Origin of the sequence: Paenibacillus dakarensis, assembly GCF_001373415.1 — a bacterium.
GTDB lineage: Bacteria > Bacillota > Bacilli > Paenibacillales > Paenibacillaceae > Paenibacillus_AQ > Paenibacillus_AQ dakarensis.
Map to the genome: position 1 here is coordinate 70,333 of NZ_CDSE01000047.1, position 15,980 is coordinate 86,312.

The window sequence follows — 15,980 nt, forward strand, 5'->3', positions numbered from 1 at the left end:
TTTATTCGAATTACTTGCTCATTACAGTCTGCTTGTTCTTGATGCGTTCTGGAACGACATCATGTCTCACGATATCCCCCAAGCTCTCCCGGCGAACGACCAAATCGCTCGCACCGTCTTTGACGAATACAACCGCCGGTTTACGGATCCGGTTATAATTGCTAGCCATCGAATAGTTATATGCACCAGTACATGCAACAGCCAGCAAGTCGCCGGACTCTACTTTAGGCAGCTCTACATCCCAGATTAGCATATCCCCGCTCTCACAGCATTTACCTGCAATAGATACCTTCTCTTCATTCTTTTCATTCGCACGGTTAGCAAGAATCGCTTCATACCGGGACTCATATAAAGCAGGACGAGGATTATCCGTCATACCGCCGTCTACAGCAACATACTTACGCACCCCAGGAATGTCCTTGCTGGTTCCTACCGTATAAAGAGTTGTACCCGCATCTCCTACAATGCTGCGGCCCGGTTCTACCCAAATCTCTGGCAGCTCAGAGCCAATCCCTGCAAAATGAGTCTTCACCGAATCGGTAATGGCCTTAACATACTGCGACACCTGAAGAGGTGTATCTCCCTCGACATAGCGAATTCCAAACCCACCGCCCAGATTCACTACACTAAATGTCACTCCAAGCTCTTCCTTAACCGAACGAGCAAATTCTGCTACACGCTGAACAGCCATCTGGAAGCCTTCGACTTCAAAGATCTGAGATCCGATATGTGAATGCAGCCCAAGAAGCTCAAGGTTAGGTTGAGCAGTTGCAAGCTTAACCGCTGCGAAAGCAGAACCGTTACCAATATCAAATCCAAATTTTGAATCTGTTTGACCCGTAGAAATATATTCATGCGTATGTGCTTCAACACCAGGCGTTACACGAAGCAAAATTTTTACCAGGCGCCCTTTTTCTGCTGCAGTGGCTTGCAGCAAGTGAAGCTCAATCTCATTATCCACCACAAAACAACCGATATTTGCATTCAAAGCCATTTCGATTTCATCCAGTGTCTTATTATTACCGTGAAAATGGATACGCTCTGCAGGAAAGCCCGCCTCCAGCGCCGTGTATAGCTCACCGTCAGACACCACATCAAGAGACATTCCTTCTTCTTCGGCAAGACGACACATCGCCATAACACAGAATGCCTTGCTGGCATACGCAACCTGATACTTCAAGCCAGAGGCCTTGAATGCATCGATATATTCCCGGCATCGTGCTCTTACCGACTGCTCGTCTACAATATAGAGAGGGGTTCCGTACTGGGCTTTAAGATCAGCCGTATCACACCCGCCAATTTCAAGATGTCCGTGATCATTGATTCTGCTCGTACCGTGTAAAAACATGCAAACAATTCCTCCGATCAATATTTACAAAATGTGATAAATCGAATAATTGTTCACAGTATAGCAGACAACGGTACGTAATTAAATGGATTATTCAACATATCCTTTGTGTTATTTATTCTCGATCTCTTTTCGGATCCATCTCAGGACCCATCTTGCTGTTATCCCGAGTCTTGTTTAATGCCGGGCGTCTTCGGGAGTATAGAAGAGGTTTACGGACCAGAACTTCTCCCATTGCCTTTGCACTAAATGGTATGAAAGGCCATAGGTAAGACGAGTTGTAGGACCGGTGTGTCGTTAACATCAGAATGAGCAGCGTAGTTCCGATGACCATTCCTTTAACGCCGAATAGTGCTACTGCGATTAAAAGTGCGAGACGTACAGCCCGATTCGCCAGCCCCAGCTCATAACTTGGTGTTGCGAACATTCCGATCGCTGCTACAGCCATATACAACACAACCTCGTTTACGAACAGCCCTGTCTTCACCGCTATGTCTCCGATAAGTATCGCTGCAATCAGGCCCATAGCAGAAGCGAGCGGAGTTGGCGTATGAACTGCTGCAAGACGCAGCAAATCCACGCCGAATTCCACAATCAGAAACTGGGCGATGATTGGAATTTGGGCATTCTCATGAGGCCCAATTATATCCAGGTGCGGCGGCTTTAATTCGGGATGAATGACAAGAAGCATCCACAGCGGCAGCAAGAACATAGAGGCAAAGATGCCTCCGAAGCGAATCCACCTTAAATAGGTGCCCATAAATGGTGTCTGCCTGTTCTCTTCTGCATGCTGACACAGATCAAAAAATGTCGTCGGCATAATCATAACGCTGGGTGAAGTGTCTACCATCACAACGACTCTGCCTTCCAGCAGGTGAGAGGCAACAACATCCGGACGCTCGGAATATCTGACGAGAGGGTAAGGATGCCAGCCTTTATTTACAATGGCTTCTTCAAGCTGTTTGTCTCCTAGTGGCAGCCCCTCCAGGTCAAGCTCTTGGATTTTATGCCGAATCGCTTCCACCTGGGACCGGTCTACGATGTCATCGATGAACGTAATAACCACATCCGTCTGTGTACGACGTCCTACCTTCATGATCTCGCAATGAAGCCCTGGGTCACGTACACGCCGCCGAACGAGGTTGATGTTTGTAACAATCGATTCCGTAAAGCCATCACGTGATCCCCTTACAACTTTTTCGACGGCGGGCTCCTCGGGGCTCCTTGAAGGATACTTTCTTGTATCGAGCAAAATAGCAGTGTTTTCACCTTCAATAAAGATAGCACACAGTCCTGCAAGTACCTTATCAATTGCTTTACTGAGCTTGTCTACGGACTCTACTTGAACAAATGGAATATACTTATCCATAATGCTGGAAAATGCCCGCTCCCCTAAATCCTCTGGAGTCAAATAGGAAAGACGCGTTAAAATTTCCGTTATTACTTCATCATTCACAAAGCCATTGATAAATAGCAATCCTGTTTCTTTCCCTGCCACTTCCATATCTCGAAGAACGATATCAAAAGAAACACCAAGCCCTAAAACCTCGCTGAGTGTTGCTTTCAGATCCTTCATGCGCTCTGGGATATCATCGTTTTCTTGCCAATACAGCACAGACTCATAGGTATTATCAGAACTTTCGCTGTACCTCTTTTTGAGAAGCTCTTCTTCATCCAACTTCGCAGCAACGGAAGAAGGATCGGAACTCCCCCCTTCTCCTTGCTGCTGATTTTTTTCATTCTTATCATGCATTAATCCTACCCCCTAATATCGGCTGGTTTTACTGTTGGTAAACGAACCAATCAAACAATGAACCTGCTACTTTTCCCGCTACCATTGCCATGAGCAAGCCAAATAGGTACTTTGTCATTTTTAAACGTTTTGAAAGAATTGGCAGAACATTCAATACCTCAGTTAACGCTGCTGCAAGCATGCCGATAAATACCCCGCAAAACAATCCAATGATGGTACTGATCACTGGACCTAATGATATTTTCCACATCCAAAAGTCTGCAATAGTCCCGATTAGTGATCCGGTAATCAGAGCCCCTTCATACCAGTGAACCTTGTTGTAAGTATGGGTTAACTGTGAGAGCCGAGGAACAATATCAAGCACAATAATGAGCGCTATAACCCCTCCGCCTACCGCAATACCGCCTGCAATACCAAGAAGAATCGTCATTATATGCTGCAGGACCAGGATCATAATTTTCCTTTTGGATTCTTATTCTGCACCGGATTTTGGATTTCCAGGGACTTTCTCTTCCTGTACTCTTCAGCTACTACAAATTGGTCTAGATTTTCCTGATACAAATACATCTCAACCTCAAGCGGTGTAGGTTCCTCATTCCACTTCTTCTTGAACAGATGATTGAAGAACACAGTCATCCCGAAACCAATCCCCAAGGAGTACGCAATTTGAAATAAATAAGGGTGCTCATCCCTCTGTCCGGTAACCATCTCAACGATGCGAATATGCACTTCCAGCATGTTTACATCAGCATGAAAGTTCATAATTGTTAAAGCAGAACCAAAGAAAAGCAGTAACCAGATAAGTATGAACCATATCTTCGATGGCTTGGCTTCCGGACCGATCAATTCTACTAATGCATGGTGATTCCCCATAGGCTCAATCTGAACGCCCGGTATCAATTGCCTGATTTTCGGAATGATCTGAATCAAATCCATGAGCAGCCGGTTCCCATCCCGCTCCTTAGGGTGAACAAGCGGCAGACTGCGAAGGGATTCTTCCCATTCCGGATCACATATAAGAAAAGCAACATCTCCTAATTTGACGGTCTGATCTCTGGGCAGTCGAATACGGCTCCTGAGCTGCAGAAACACCGTCGGAGTGGGATTAACCTTCATCCGGAACACTCCTTTACTGCTAAATTACCATTAGTATGGGAAATAACAGCCCGTCTTACTCATTTTTACCTTTCCATTTGCAGGCAGGTCCCCTTGGAAAATAAAAGAAGAAGCTATCCCCAAGCAGTAAAAAATCCGCTTTTGGAACAGCTTCTTCCGATTTCGTTAAGTTTACTGAGCAATCTGATTTCGAATGCTCTGGAGTATCTTTTTCTCAAGTCTTGATACCTGAACTTGAGAGATCCCGAGACGATTGGCTACTTCAGACTGGGTCTGATCACGGTAATACCGTAAATATACGATCAGCCGCTCACGTTCGGTTAATCCCTCTATAGCTTCATTTAAAGCCAGTTTATCAAACCAGCGGTCTTGTGATTCATCCGCAATCTGATCCATTAATGTGATCGGATCGCCATCATTCTCGAATACCGTCTCATGGATAGAAGTTGGAGGTTTATTCGCCTCCTGGGCAAAAACCACTTCTTCCGGAGTCACGCCTAGCTGTTCAGCAACCTCTTTGATGGTAGGCAGGCGATCCAGATGTTTGGACAGCTCGTCCCGCTTCTTTCGAACTTTGTTAGCCATTTCTTTCAGAGAACGACTTACTTTTAGCGTACCATCATCTCTTAAAAAACGCTGAATCTCCCCGATTATCATCGGTACGGCATACGTCGAGAACTTTACGTCATAACTGAGATCGAATTTGTCTACGGATTTCAGGAGACCGATGCAACCGATCTGGAATAAATCCTCCGGCTCGTACCCCCGGTTCATAAACCGCTGCACAACCGACCATACAAGACGTATATTACAGTTAACGAGCGTATCCCTTGCAACTGTGTCTCCGCTTTGGCTAAGTGCAATTAGACGTTTAACCTCCGCGTCGTCCAAATAAGTCTGCGAAGTCTTCTTCACATCGGCATCCATTTGTCCAACCCCTAATTATATAAAGCTTTCTTGGATTCAATCCTTTTTTTCATTTTGATCGATGTGCCGGCTCCTGGTTCGCTAATAACATCAAATTCGTCCATAAAGTTCTCCATGATCGTAAAACCCATCCCTGAGCGTTCGAGTTCAGGCTTTGACGTGTAAAGGGGCTGCTTGGCCATTTCAAGATCATCAATACCCTTACCGTTGTCTTGAATGACCAGGCAGATCATATCCCCATCAATTTCAGCTTCAATCTTCACCACGCCCGCCGGATTACTGTCATAGCCATGAATAATACAGTTTGTTACCGCTTCGGAAACAACAGTTTTCAAATCACTAAGTTCGTCCATTGTCGGATCAAGCTGAGAAATAAACGCAGCCACAGCCACCCTTGCAAAGGATTCGTTCTCCGATTTTGCGGCAAACTCCAGAGTCATGAAATTATGCTGCTGAGATTTCTCTTCACTCATGACACAACCTCCAAACCTGAGAGCGCAGTACCCTCGTTCTCATAAATGGGCATGATTTTAAACAATCCGGACATCTCAAGCAGACGATACACGGGCGGGTTTACATCACACACAGCCATTTTCCCGCCTTTTTGCTTAATGATCTTGTATCGTCCGAGAATAACCCCCAAACCCGAACTATCCATAAATTCAAGCTCTTTAAGACTGAGCACAAGATGCTCCGTCTGACGACGCTGGATGGCATCATCCAGCTGCATCCGGACATGATCAGCGGTGTGGTGATCCAGTTCACCTGATAGTCTGACGATCAACACATGCCGCTGGTGTTCTAATTCAACATGCAGATTCATGTTTGCTCACTCTCCTCTTTAGCATGGACAAAGATTTCTACACCTGCCAAAGACATTCCTGCCCCCCGACAAAACTAGAAGAAAACTCCTATCAGTCTACATGAAACAACTTTCCTGTCGTTCGTTTGAACAGCTTCCACCAGCCTGCTCTCTTTACATCTTCCGGAGCTTTCAAATCAAACTCCTTTACCAGCTGCTCACCTTGATAAACCGTAAGCTTACCGACGATCTGCCCAGCTGTTACAGGAGCCTTGATGCTCTTAGGAATAGACACTTCATGACGAAGGACTGCGGCTTTGCCGCCCTTTTTCACAAGAACACTGTAATTCTGGTCTGCTTGCAATTGGATACTAGGTACAGCGCCTTTAGAAACCTGTATGCTCCCAAGCACCTCACCCTTTTTGTAGATCGAATGCTTACTGTACTGTGCGAATCCATAATCGAACATGCGAGATATTTCATTATTACGGTTTTTTGTATCCGGTGCCCCTAAAACAACGGCTACGGTGCGAAGACCATCCCTGGACGCTGTGGCAGACAGGCAAAATTTCGCCTCTGAAGTATAACCGGTCTTAAGTCCATCAGCTCCTGGATAGAAGCGGACAAGCTTATTGGTGTTCACCAGCCAAAAGGGTTTCGGTGTATCTTTACGTAAATAGTCTTGATATAACCCTGTGTATTTCGTAATTTTCTCGTGCTTTAACAGCTCCCGGCTCATCAAAGCGATGTCATGCGCTGTGCTGTAGTGGTTCTCAACTGGAAGTCCATTGCAATTTGAAAAATGAGTGTTTTTCATTCCCAGTTCTGCCGCTCTCTCATTCATCATCTTGACGAACTCTTCTTCAGAACCAGCTATTCTCTCAGCTAAAGCTACTGATGCATCATTTCCAGATGCCATGGCGATGCCTTTCAGCATATCATCAACCGTCATTTCTTCGCCTGGTTCCAGGAATATTTGTGATCCACCCATCGAAGCTGCACGTTCACTTGTACGCACCTTATCCGTCAGTTTCAATCTGCCGTCCTCAAGGGCTTCCATCGTCAGCAGCATCGTCATAATTTTGGTTATGCTGGCCGGAGGCAGCTTATCATGGCTGTTTTTCTCATAGATAATAGTTCCCGTTTCCGCATCCAGCAAAATGGCAGATCGTGCACTTGGTGCAAGCTCACTATTAGATCCCTCATTTGGTTTCTTCTCATCAGCATAGGTTGCAAATGCCGGTGCAAGCATCATACTGCATGCCAGCAATCCGGCGGTCAACGCCTTTTTCAAATCCTTCCCCTCCTGCAATCATAATGACATCTTCCGTTTTCTCACAACGGTTCTGTATTCATTGTGGTCAGAATAAAAGTAAAATATTCCATCGAAGAAGGGATGAATCTAATATTACGCAAAAAAAGAGAGGGCTCCCGTTTGTATTCGGGAAACCCTCTCCTACTCTTATCAGATCCTTACAATATGATATTTTCCTCTCTATTGAACATTACAGCTTACTCTTCCTCCAGTATTCGTATGCATGAACCACATAACCGCTATAAGAAGAAGATTCTTTCAATAATTCTTGGAGCTTCGCAAGCTCTTGTTCCATATACTCTGATCCTTCTTCATAAAAAGTAATATGTTCACCCTCGTTACTTTCCTTCATTTCAACGGAGAACATGATCGGTTTATTGAGCTCATTAGCAAAGGCAAGCTCTTCCTTTACCACATCGACAATTCCACCGCGTCCTTCGGCGGTATCTCTGAATGACATAAATGAGACATGGTCCATCTGATCAATCATCCATTTGCTAAGAGATGTATCGGTGCCTGGAACGACGTATTTATCCAGCCATACAGCCATATCCATACTTGCCTGGAGGCTGGAATCCTTCTTCAGTTCATGAACAAACAGCTCCATATTAGAGGTCCATTCGGATATCACCAGCTCTTTGTCTAACCACCATTGAGGCAGCACATAAGGCTCGATGTCCAAATGAATGCCATGAAAACGCTGCTGACTCTGAACTGATCGATTGTATGCCTTCACATAATCAACGAGCCGAAGCATTCTGTCCTGATTTTCTTGAAATGCCCATATCGGATGTCCTCCCAATGCATGCACTTCAATGCCAGCTTCCCATGCTTGTTCTACAAAGGATTGATAAGATACGAACGGTTGCTGTAAATCCAGACGAACATATAGCCAATTCACGTTCTTCTCTTTCGCAAACCTCAGAATCTCCTGACTGTTCTGTATCACTTCATTGGCTTCCCATATGTAAGTACCTCTTACCATTGGATCCCGGTGTACAGGAGCCGCGCTTGGGACACGCTGATCGTGTTCTGGTTCTGGCTCGGGCTCTGACTCTGGTTCAGGTTCAGGCGCAGGCTCTGGCTCCGGTTCCGGCACAGGCCCTGGTGCGGGTTCCGGTGCGGGATCAGGCTTTGGAGCTGGTTCGTCCGGATCTGTTCTTTCATCCTCTTCCCATACGGGCATGTTTCCCCAGCTCATGAAGTCGTGAACCGCAAGTCCGGCAAAAGAATCGTACGTACCCAGATCACGCTTCAATTGTACCAGCGTTTGATTCATCTTCTCTTTTCCAAGACCATAAAAGGTTGTATGTGACTCTCCCGGCATCTCCATGGTATTCACAGCAATTAACACTTCTGATCCAAGACGATCTGCCATTTCGAGTTCATGCCTTGAATGCCAAGCAATGCCGCCTTCTGTGTCTGCCATATTACGATAAGCTAGAACCGTTATATGATCAAATGTTTCCATTAACCACGCATTTAATAAATCTCCATTCGATAATTCCACATCGTCGAACCAGAAAGGAATATCGATTCCAAGCTCTAAATTCGAACCGGAGACGATCGTTAATAATGACTCGATATTACTTACCCACGATGAAATAATACTGTTCTGATCCGTTTCCCATTGGTTCAGCACATAAGGCTCAATATCGAGATGAATGCCGTCGAACTGTTCATCAGCTGCAGCACTCTCGTTGTAACTCAGTACCCATTCAGCAAGGCCCATCATATCATCCCTGTGAGCATGAAGTGCCCATCTCGGATCTCCTCCGAGGGCATGAATCTCAACCTGCTCTTTATGAGCCTGACTTACAAACTTCTCGTAGTTTTCTCTGGGCATACTGCGATTAATTTGTAAGTAAATCAGGTTAATCCCTTCCTCACGTGCAAAATGAAGAATTTTCTCTCCACCGTCTTCAATCAATTCCGTCTGCCATACCCAAGTTGCCTTCTTTCCGGCCGTTTCTCCATAAGCCGGGGCTTGAAATCCTACCAAAAGCATGACAGTCATAAAAAACAGACCAGCAAGCATTTGATATTTTCTTTCAATCATAATTTCCCTCCATTTCTCATGAGGATTGTGGTCCCCAAGTTGTAAACGGGGTTAATTATAACATTACTTTCCAAAAAAAAGATGAGCCCATATCCTTAAAGGATGGGCTCATTCCATTCATCTGCTATAAGCGATGTATACTAAAGTACTATCATCTATTGCATACAATTAATCCAATCACAGTCAAAACGTAAAAACAGGTTCTTTTTAGTGCCTGCTGTTCAGTATAAAAGCAGCAATTAACTACTTTTATCTTACTTGTGAGTCTCACGGTCCACGAGTTCCTGCTGAGCAAGCCGAATCATTTCACGAACCATGGACCCGCCGATTTTCCCGCCAATCTGACCAGCAGCTTCCGTCGTTAAATCTCTGTTACTCCCCTGCTGCAACGGAATTCCCAGATCACGGGCTACCTCATACTTTACATCATCAGGGCGATTCGGATCTACTGTGTAACCTTCATTTTTCATGACCTTAGCCTTGAAGGCTTGTATTCCTTGCGCCGCAGACGGTACTGCATATTTGTTATTTCTTCTTGCCATTTACTTCACTCCCCAACTGGTTTACCCCTTAGCATACCCAAGAGAGCTTCTCATCTCTTATGGGTATATGTGTTAGTTGAAATAAGAGTGAACTATATCCTCCATGGCTGATCCAAAATTACATACCTGGGATAACGGCCATGACAAGCCCCAAAAATTTCTCGCGTACCATTTCAGCTGTTTCCATCACTTCATCATGGGACAATGGCTGATCGAGTATACCTGCTGCCATATTCGTGATACAGGAAATACCGAGTACTTCCAGTCCCGAATGCCGTGCTACAATAACCTCTGAGACCGTAGACATTCCTACAGCATCAGCTCCTAATGTACGAAGCATTACGATTTCTGCAGGTGTTTCATAAGTAGGGCCAAGCAGGCCTGCATATACGCCTTGCTGAAGAGATATTCCCTGAGTTTTTGCAGTATCCAGGGCCAGAGTACGCAAACGCCGGCTGTATGCTTCCGACATATCGGGAAACCGCACGCCAAGCGCTGAATCGTTCGGCCCAATCAATGGATTTCGTCCTGTCATATTTAGGTGATCCGTTATAAGCATTAGATCTCCAGGCTTAAACTCCGTATTGACACCTCCAGCCGCATTCGTGACAAGCAAGCTTTTAACACCTAGCTGTTTCATCACTCGTACAGGAAATGCCGTTAGCTCGGGGCCATACCCTTCATACATATGGAAACGGCCTTTCATCAGAACCACAGAGCGCCCTTTAATCGTTCCAAGCAAAAGCTCCCCCTCATGCCCTTCTACAGTCGAAACAGGAAAATGAGGTATATCACTGTATGGAATAGACAATGGCTCTTCCAACAAGTCGGCAAGTACGCCTAATCCAGAACCCAGAATTAATCCAATTTCCGGATCAACTCCGCCTTTACTCTTAATGAAAGCTGCTGCATCTTCAATCATTCCCAAATTTAAAGTCCCCACTCTAACATCTCTCCCAATCCAATTATTTTAATAGCGGTAAAAAGCTCTTGCCATACTCTGGCGGTTTTGAATCAAATATATCGGCTATCGTTGCCCCCACATCCGAGAAGGTTGTCCGCAATCCAAGACTGCCTGGAGAGCTGAGACCCGGACTATATACAAGCAGCGGCACATATTCACGTGTGTGATCTGTTCCGGAATGAGTTGGATCGTTCCCGTGATCAGCCGAAATAATCAACAGGTCCTGTTCTGTTAATTTCTCTTTGATCTTCGGAAGAGCTTCGTCAAATATCTTCAAAGCCTGTCCGTACCCTTTCGGGTCCCTGCGATGACCGTATAAGGAATCGAACTCTACCAGGTTGGCAAATAATAATCCATTAAAATCACTGCTCAACTGTTCGATCGTTATTTCAATTCCATGCTCATTGCTCTTCGTCGGATAAGATTGCGTTATCCCTTCTCCAGTAAAAATATCACTTATCTTACCGATGGCGATCACATCAAGCCCATGATGCTCAAGCGCGTTAAGTACGGTTGGTTCAGGCGGCTTAATCGCATAGTCATGACGATTTGATGTGCGAATGTATTTCCCGGGTTCACCAGTAAAGGGGCGAGCGATTACTCTGCCCACTGAAAATTCAGGCTGGAGTGTAAGACGGCGAGCAATTTCACAAGCCCGGTATAACTCTTCCAAGGGGATAACCTCTTCATGAGCCGCAATCTGAAAAACACTATCCGCTGAGGTGTACACAATCCAGGCACCGGTCCGCTTCTGTTCTTCCCCGTATTCTTCAATAATCTCGGTTCCTGAAGCCGCTTTGTTTCCAATAACCTTACGTCCGGTTTGCTGTTCAAACTGGGCAATAAGTGCAGACGGAAATCCCTGCGTATACGTATTAAACGGTGTGTTCAGACGAAGGCCCATCAGTTCCCAATGCCCCGTCATTGTATCTTTCCCAACCGATTGTTCCTGCATTTTACCAAAATAAGCTTCCGGCACATCCACAGGACTTACGGACGGTAAGGAAGTTATATTGCCAAGCCCCATCTTCTGCAGATTACTGAGCGATAGATCAGGATTTTGTTCAAGAATATGACGGAGGGTATGAGCTCCACCATCCCCAAACTTTAAAGCATCCGGTGCCTCCCCGATCCCTACACTGTCAAGTACAATAAAACAGATTCGTTTAAAACGATGTTGTTTGGTGTTGTCTGACATGATGATCACTCCTTATTTATGGTAGGTTCACCAATCATTTACCTGCCCGCGGGTGGTGGGATTCATAAACTTCTTTCATGCTTTTCTTGGGCGTCTGATACATCTGTGTAGTAGATATGTCAGCGTGGCCCAGCATTTCTTGTACAGAGCGAAGATCTGCTCCATTATCCAGCATATGAATGGCAAAAGAATGGCGCAGTGTATGCGGTGTAATATCCTCATCAATTCCCGCGTCTTTTCCATACTTCTTAATAATCTTCCAAAAGCCTTGCCTTGATAACGTCGTACCCAGCCCGTTTAAGAACAGACCTCCGTCATCGGTGCCAGATTTAAGGAGTCTCTCCCTCATCCCGTTCATGTACTGTTCTACGCTGCGTGCAGCAATCGGACTAATCGGCAAAATTCTTTCTTTACCCGAGCTCCCAGTGCATCGTACAAATTTCATATCCGTATCCACATCATTCAAACCCAGATTCACCAGCTCCGATACACGGATACCTGCCGCATACAACAGCTCCAGCATTGCTTTATCCCGGGCTCCTTGGGGAGTTGTCACATCCGGTGCGTTCAGAAGCTTGTCCACCTGCTCGATAGATAGGCCTTTAGGGATTTTTCGTTCCGGCTTCGGGGCTTCAAGCATCAATGATGGGTCTTGCTGAATGATACCGAGACGTACAAGAAACTGAAAAAAAGAGCGAATCGAAACGGTACTGCGCATCATCGTAGACGGGGCCCGGCCTCGTTGTTTCATACTGCCCAAATAAAGACTAAGCAGTGTTCGATTCACCTCAGCAGGATCGTAAACACCACGCTGCTCTGCAAATTCGATAAGGCCGGAAATATCTTTCCGGTATGATTCTGTAGTACTGCGCGAAAGCCCTTTTTCCTCAGTTAAGAAGGATATATAAGTGTCCAAATACTGCTTCATGATTTATTCTGCTCCTTATCACTGCACTTCCATACACAGGAGGGACGCTTATTCGCCATACCAGTAGTATAAGCGAAGCCTTTCTCGTGGAGTTACCCAGCTCTCCAGAGAGTTTTCAGGCTGAAATGCCTTCACGGCATGGCCTACCGGCACTCGGTACGGATCCGTTGGAATCAACCATTGATTCACTAATGACAAAGCATGGTAAAAAAATAGTGTAAGTACGGTAAATAATAAAACAAATCTTATAAAAGCTGCGACTTTTCTTATCGAAATAATCAAGAACAACGCCTCACTTTCAATGAAAACTCCAAAAGCTTCCTGTAACCCAAGCCTATGAGCCTATTCCATTGAATATGACGCTGTGTACCACATTAATTCCAGATGATCTCCATGCCGATTTCCTGCTAATAACAGCTGTATACAAACTGTAAACACATCATATGTAAGTGAACCTATTAAGTTGAAAAAACCCTCTCGGAATTTCCTCAAGAGGGCCATCTGTGTCAGTACAGATTATGGGCATTTCTTTAATTGTCACTATGATCTTGTTTTCCTTTTTCCTTACACCGATAACAGATGCCGTGGAAATCAAGACGATGATCATGAACGGTAAAGTTAAATTCTTTCTCGAGCCGCTCTTCCAGTGGACCAAGCCAATCTTCTCTTATCTCATCCATGCTTCCGCACTGGGTACATATCAGATGATGATGATGATGTTTAGACGTATCTGTCCGCAAATCGTAGCGGGCTACTCCATCACCAAAGTTAATCTTCTCCACCACATGCAGCTCGCTTAAAAGCTCGAGGGTACGGTATACAGTAGCCAGACCAATCTCGGGAGCTTTTTCTTTAACGAGCATAAAAACGTCTTCTGCACTTAAGTGGTCGTCCTCATTCTCCAACAATACGCTAACGGTGGCTTCCCTTTGGGGCGTTAATTTGTAGCCTTGGGATTGTAACTGTTGTTTGATTTTGTCGATCCGTGCTTCCATCGTTCCCCTCCCCCTTGGAAATCACTGCACGTATTTGTTCACTTCTTTCATTATAGGGGGACTTTGCAAACAAAGTCAAACGATTTTGCTACATCGATTAACCACTGGTAGAAAGAAGCATAGGCACCACCCATTGCATCATAACTGGGGTAATCCATGTTTCAAAAGAAGAAACACCTAACATAAGTAGCACCATGATCAAAGTAAACCCTAAATAGGAGGTGAATGGTTTTGTCAGGCTTCCATTACGCTGAGCTAACAGGCGATTTTTTATAATATAGAGAGAAAAGGTTATTGCTGCAACGCTGCTCATCATGAGAACCGGTATCACGAGCAGGTTTTGCGGTGCAATAGAGACAAACGCAAAGAGCAGACCTTTCCATGAATACTGTCCGACAAGGTATCCAACGGTAAAGCCGATCAGAACCCCTTTTAGAAAATCCAGTACAAGAATTCCAGGCAGACCGATAATGGATAGACCCAGTATCCATATTAAACCAACCCATTTAAGGTGAAGGGCAGCGATACTGCCAAAGGCAGCTGAGGACGGTCCTTCAGCAGCTTCATGTATGGTTAGAAAGAAATGATCCAAATAACCGGAAAGATCCTGCTGCTGTTCGAGGGAAAGTGCATTAACCATCAAGGCTCCAAACAGGACCCCTACTAAAAACAAAACAGCAACAAAAACATATAGAGGCATCTGCTCCTTAAAGCTTTGGCGGAATGATTGCATGAAATAGAGTCTCCTTTCCTGTCTCTATTCCTACTCTATGTGAATTTGCTGCTGTCTATGACTTCGTATCGTTCCTATCTATTTATGGTTTTATGACAACCTTGCCATAGGTGCCTCCGCCTCCTGCGGAAAGCTCCAACGTTCCATTTCTCGCCATAACTATACTTTTGGCAAGTCCCTCACCCACGACTGCTGCAATATCCTGCTCAGATGCTCTGTGAAGGATCGACATTTCGGTGCCAAAGACAGCCAATAATTTAGACATGGAGGCTTTTCCAAGTCCCGGGATGAATTCTAGCGGAACCTGATAATGATAGGGCGGGCGATAAGAAGGAATGCTTGACTTGCTTCTGTCAGCAATAGACATGATGCGGTCGAATACACCCATTACAGTTTTGAGGCTCCCGCAGTAAGGGCATCGTTCCTGGGAAGACACAATGGCTTCCTCATCCAGTATGCTGTTACAGCTTGAACAGTAAGTCCGGTGATATTTCCCAAGACGGGGATTCAGTCCGTAATTCGCCGAGACATGTCTCCCAGCCTTACACTTGAGCGCCAAGCGGAATTCATCAAATGACGGCGTGCCCATCACAATCTTGTTGTATTCTCTCCCGATCTTTCCTAATGAATGGGCATCAGAGTTCGTCAGAAATGAAAAATGATCCAGCTCTGATATATACCCTGCCATCAGGGAGTCAGCACTTAGACCGAGCTCAATTCCCGCGATGCCATTCAAATCAAACACATCCGCTAACCGATCAGCCATACTGCCGTACAGCCCTTTATGAGGGGTAAACACATGTGCCGGAATGAGAATTCCGCCCCGGTCTAGGATTTCCTGCTGCAATTCCCTCGGTTCAACGTAGATTCGCTGCGAACTTAGCTGGACATTTTTCATATAGCGTGACATCCACTGTGTAAAATCCTGCATGGTGCTTAGATCGCGAAAAAAAGCGAGCACATGAGCTGCTCCTCTTCCGCTTTCTCGGATTTCAATCTCACTGCCGAGCAGAATGACCGTATCCTGATATTCGATTCCCCCGCCCTCAAGCTCTTTCATCATCCCGCTGTCCAGAGCTTTCATGATATCCTCCTGTACCGAGGGTGAGTGGCAATCTATAATTCCGATCATTTCGATCCCTTTGCGGTCAGCTGCTTCCCTGGCAATGTTCTCAAAGGTAAGATTTCTACTGCCGCTGATTTTCACAGCTTGTCCGCTTCCCGTCCGTCCGATATGGATATGCATGTCACAATAATACTCCCTCAGCCCGTTAGCATCATCAAGTTGTTCAAATGACAT

17 protein-coding genes are annotated in these 15,980 nt (G+C 45.4%); all 17 read right to left on the reverse strand.

The genetic code is table 11. The annotated features are described in order from the left end of the window. Positions 1 to 10 precede the first annotated feature (10 nt). Positions 11 to 1,348, reverse strand: a complete 1,338-nt coding sequence (gene lysA, locus BN1234_RS13410) for a diaminopimelate decarboxylase (RefSeq protein WP_054957170.1) — start codon at positions 1,346 to 1,348, stop codon at positions 11 to 13. Positions 1,349 to 1,463: 115 nt separating this feature from the next. Further along, the gene (locus BN1234_RS13415; RefSeq protein WP_054957171.1) at positions 1,464 to 3,101 is read right to left on the reverse strand and encodes a spore germination protein; all 1,638 of its coding nucleotides are present in this window, start codon (positions 3,099 to 3,101) and stop codon (positions 1,464 to 1,466) included. 28 nt (positions 3,102 to 3,129) lie between these two features. Continuing rightward, on the reverse strand, positions 3,130 to 3,555 hold the full coding sequence (locus BN1234_RS13420) for a stage V sporulation protein AB (RefSeq protein ID WP_170308042.1): 426 nt from the start codon (positions 3,553 to 3,555) through the stop codon (positions 3,130 to 3,132). Then, positions 3,552 to 4,217 (reverse strand): stage V sporulation protein AA, encoded by a 666-nt coding sequence (locus BN1234_RS13425; protein ID WP_054957172.1) that lies wholly within the window; start codon positions 4,215 to 4,217, stop codon positions 3,552 to 3,554. The genes BN1234_RS13420 and BN1234_RS13425 overlap by 4 nt, the downstream gene beginning before the upstream one ends. 171 nt (positions 4,218 to 4,388) lie before the next feature. Beyond that, positions 4,389 to 5,144 carry an RNA polymerase sporulation sigma factor SigF gene (sigF, locus tag BN1234_RS13430; protein WP_054957173.1) on the reverse strand — a complete coding sequence of 252 codons (756 nt, stop codon included), beginning with the start codon at positions 5,142 to 5,144 and terminating at the stop codon, positions 4,389 to 4,391. A gap of 11 nt (positions 5,145 to 5,155) precedes the next feature. After that, complete coding sequence (gene spoIIAB, locus BN1234_RS13435) at positions 5,156 to 5,617, reverse strand: anti-sigma F factor (RefSeq protein WP_054957174.1); 462 nt, start codon at positions 5,615 to 5,617, stop codon at positions 5,156 to 5,158. After that, positions 5,614 to 5,967 (reverse strand): anti-sigma F factor antagonist, encoded by a 354-nt coding sequence (spoIIAA, locus tag BN1234_RS13440; RefSeq protein WP_054957175.1) that lies wholly within the window; start codon positions 5,965 to 5,967, stop codon positions 5,614 to 5,616. Before spoIIAA ends, spoIIAB begins: the two co-directional genes overlap by 4 nt. A 91-nt stretch (positions 5,968 to 6,058) precedes the next feature. Further along, positions 6,059 to 7,240 carry a D-alanyl-D-alanine carboxypeptidase family protein gene (locus BN1234_RS13445; protein WP_054957176.1) on the reverse strand — a complete coding sequence of 394 codons (1,182 nt, stop codon included), beginning with the start codon at positions 7,238 to 7,240 and terminating at the stop codon, positions 6,059 to 6,061. Positions 7,241 to 7,451: 211 nt separating this feature from the next. Next, complete coding sequence (locus BN1234_RS13450) at positions 7,452 to 9,320, reverse strand: hypothetical protein (protein WP_054957177.1); 1,869 nt, start codon at positions 9,318 to 9,320, stop codon at positions 7,452 to 7,454. A gap of 254 nt (positions 9,321 to 9,574) precedes the next feature. Beyond that, positions 9,575 to 9,862, reverse strand: coding sequence for an alpha/beta-type small acid-soluble spore protein (locus BN1234_RS13455; RefSeq protein WP_054957178.1), 288 nt, complete (start codon positions 9,860 to 9,862; stop codon positions 9,575 to 9,577). A gap of 118 nt (positions 9,863 to 9,980) precedes the next feature. Then, positions 9,981 to 10,784, reverse strand: a complete 804-nt coding sequence (locus BN1234_RS13460; RefSeq protein ID WP_170308045.1) for a purine-nucleoside phosphorylase — start codon at positions 10,782 to 10,784, stop codon at positions 9,981 to 9,983. Positions 10,785 to 10,827: 43 nt separating this feature from the next. After that, a complete protein-coding gene (locus BN1234_RS13465; RefSeq protein WP_054957180.1) occupies positions 10,828 to 12,024 on the reverse strand; it encodes a phosphopentomutase in 1,197 nt (398 codons plus the stop codon). Positions 12,025 to 12,058: 34 nt separating this feature from the next. Then, the gene (gene xerD, locus BN1234_RS13470; RefSeq protein ID WP_054957181.1) at positions 12,059 to 12,952 is read right to left on the reverse strand and encodes a site-specific tyrosine recombinase XerD; all 894 of its coding nucleotides are present in this window, start codon (positions 12,950 to 12,952) and stop codon (positions 12,059 to 12,061) included. Between the two features lie 48 nt (positions 12,953 to 13,000). Further along, positions 13,001 to 13,240 carry a DUF4227 family protein gene (locus BN1234_RS21930; RefSeq protein ID WP_306455061.1) on the reverse strand — a complete coding sequence of 80 codons (240 nt, stop codon included), beginning with the start codon at positions 13,238 to 13,240 and terminating at the stop codon, positions 13,001 to 13,003. A 242-nt stretch (positions 13,241 to 13,482) separates the two neighbouring features. Next, positions 13,483 to 13,947 (reverse strand): ferric iron uptake transcriptional regulator, encoded by a 465-nt coding sequence (gene fur, locus BN1234_RS13475; protein WP_054957182.1) that lies wholly within the window; start codon positions 13,945 to 13,947, stop codon positions 13,483 to 13,485. A gap of 97 nt (positions 13,948 to 14,044) precedes the next feature. Next, positions 14,045 to 14,680 carry a stage II sporulation protein M gene (spoIIM, locus tag BN1234_RS13480; RefSeq protein ID WP_054957183.1) on the reverse strand — a complete coding sequence of 212 codons (636 nt, stop codon included), beginning with the start codon at positions 14,678 to 14,680 and terminating at the stop codon, positions 14,045 to 14,047. Positions 14,681 to 14,762: 82 nt separating this feature from the next. Next, entirely contained in the window at positions 14,763 to 15,980 is a 1,218-nt protein-coding gene (locus tag BN1234_RS13485; RefSeq protein WP_054957184.1) for an endonuclease Q family protein, read from the reverse strand.

Coding starts and splice junctions, on each gene's coding strand:
- lysA (WP_054957170.1), bottom strand. CDS start 1,348: ATGTTTTTACACGGTACGAGCAGAATCAATGATCACGGACATCTTGAA.
- BN1234_RS13415 (WP_054957171.1), bottom strand. CDS start 3,101: ATGCATGATAAGAATGAAAAAAATCAGCAGCAAGGAGAAGGGGGGAGT.
- BN1234_RS13420 (WP_170308042.1), bottom strand. CDS start 3,555: ATGATCCTGGTCCTGCAGCATATAATGACGATTCTTCTTGGTATTGCA.
- BN1234_RS13425 (WP_054957172.1), bottom strand. CDS start 4,217: ATGAAGGTTAATCCCACTCCGACGGTGTTTCTGCAGCTCAGGAGCCGT.
- sigF (WP_054957173.1), bottom strand. CDS start 5,144: ATGGATGCCGATGTGAAGAAGACTTCGCAGACTTATTTGGACGACGCG.
- spoIIAB (WP_054957174.1), bottom strand. CDS start 5,617: ATGAGTGAAGAGAAATCTCAGCAGCATAATTTCATGACTCTGGAGTTT.
- spoIIAA (WP_054957175.1), bottom strand. CDS start 5,967: ATGAATCTGCATGTTGAATTAGAACACCAGCGGCATGTGTTGATCGTC.
- BN1234_RS13450 (WP_054957177.1), bottom strand. CDS start 9,320: ATGATTGAAAGAAAATATCAAATGCTTGCTGGTCTGTTTTTTATGACT.
- BN1234_RS13455 (WP_054957178.1), bottom strand. CDS start 9,862: ATGGCAAGAAGAAATAACAAATATGCAGTACCGTCTGCGGCGCAAGGA.
- BN1234_RS13460 (WP_170308045.1), bottom strand. CDS start 10,784: ATGATTGAAGATGCAGCAGCTTTCATTAAGAGTAAAGGCGGAGTTGAT.
- BN1234_RS13465 (WP_054957180.1), bottom strand. CDS start 12,024: ATGTCAGACAACACCAAACAACATCGTTTTAAACGAATCTGTTTTATT.
- xerD (WP_054957181.1), bottom strand. CDS start 12,952: ATGAAGCAGTATTTGGACACTTATATATCCTTCTTAACTGAGGAAAAA.
- fur (WP_054957182.1), bottom strand. CDS start 13,947: ATGGAAGCACGGATCGACAAAATCAAACAACAGTTACAATCCCAAGGC.
- spoIIM (WP_054957183.1), bottom strand. CDS start 14,680: ATGCAATCATTCCGCCAAAGCTTTAAGGAGCAGATGCCTCTATATGTT.
- BN1234_RS13485 (WP_054957184.1), bottom strand. CDS start 15,980: ATGTCATTTGAACAACTTGATGATGCTAACGGGCTGAGGGAGTATTAT.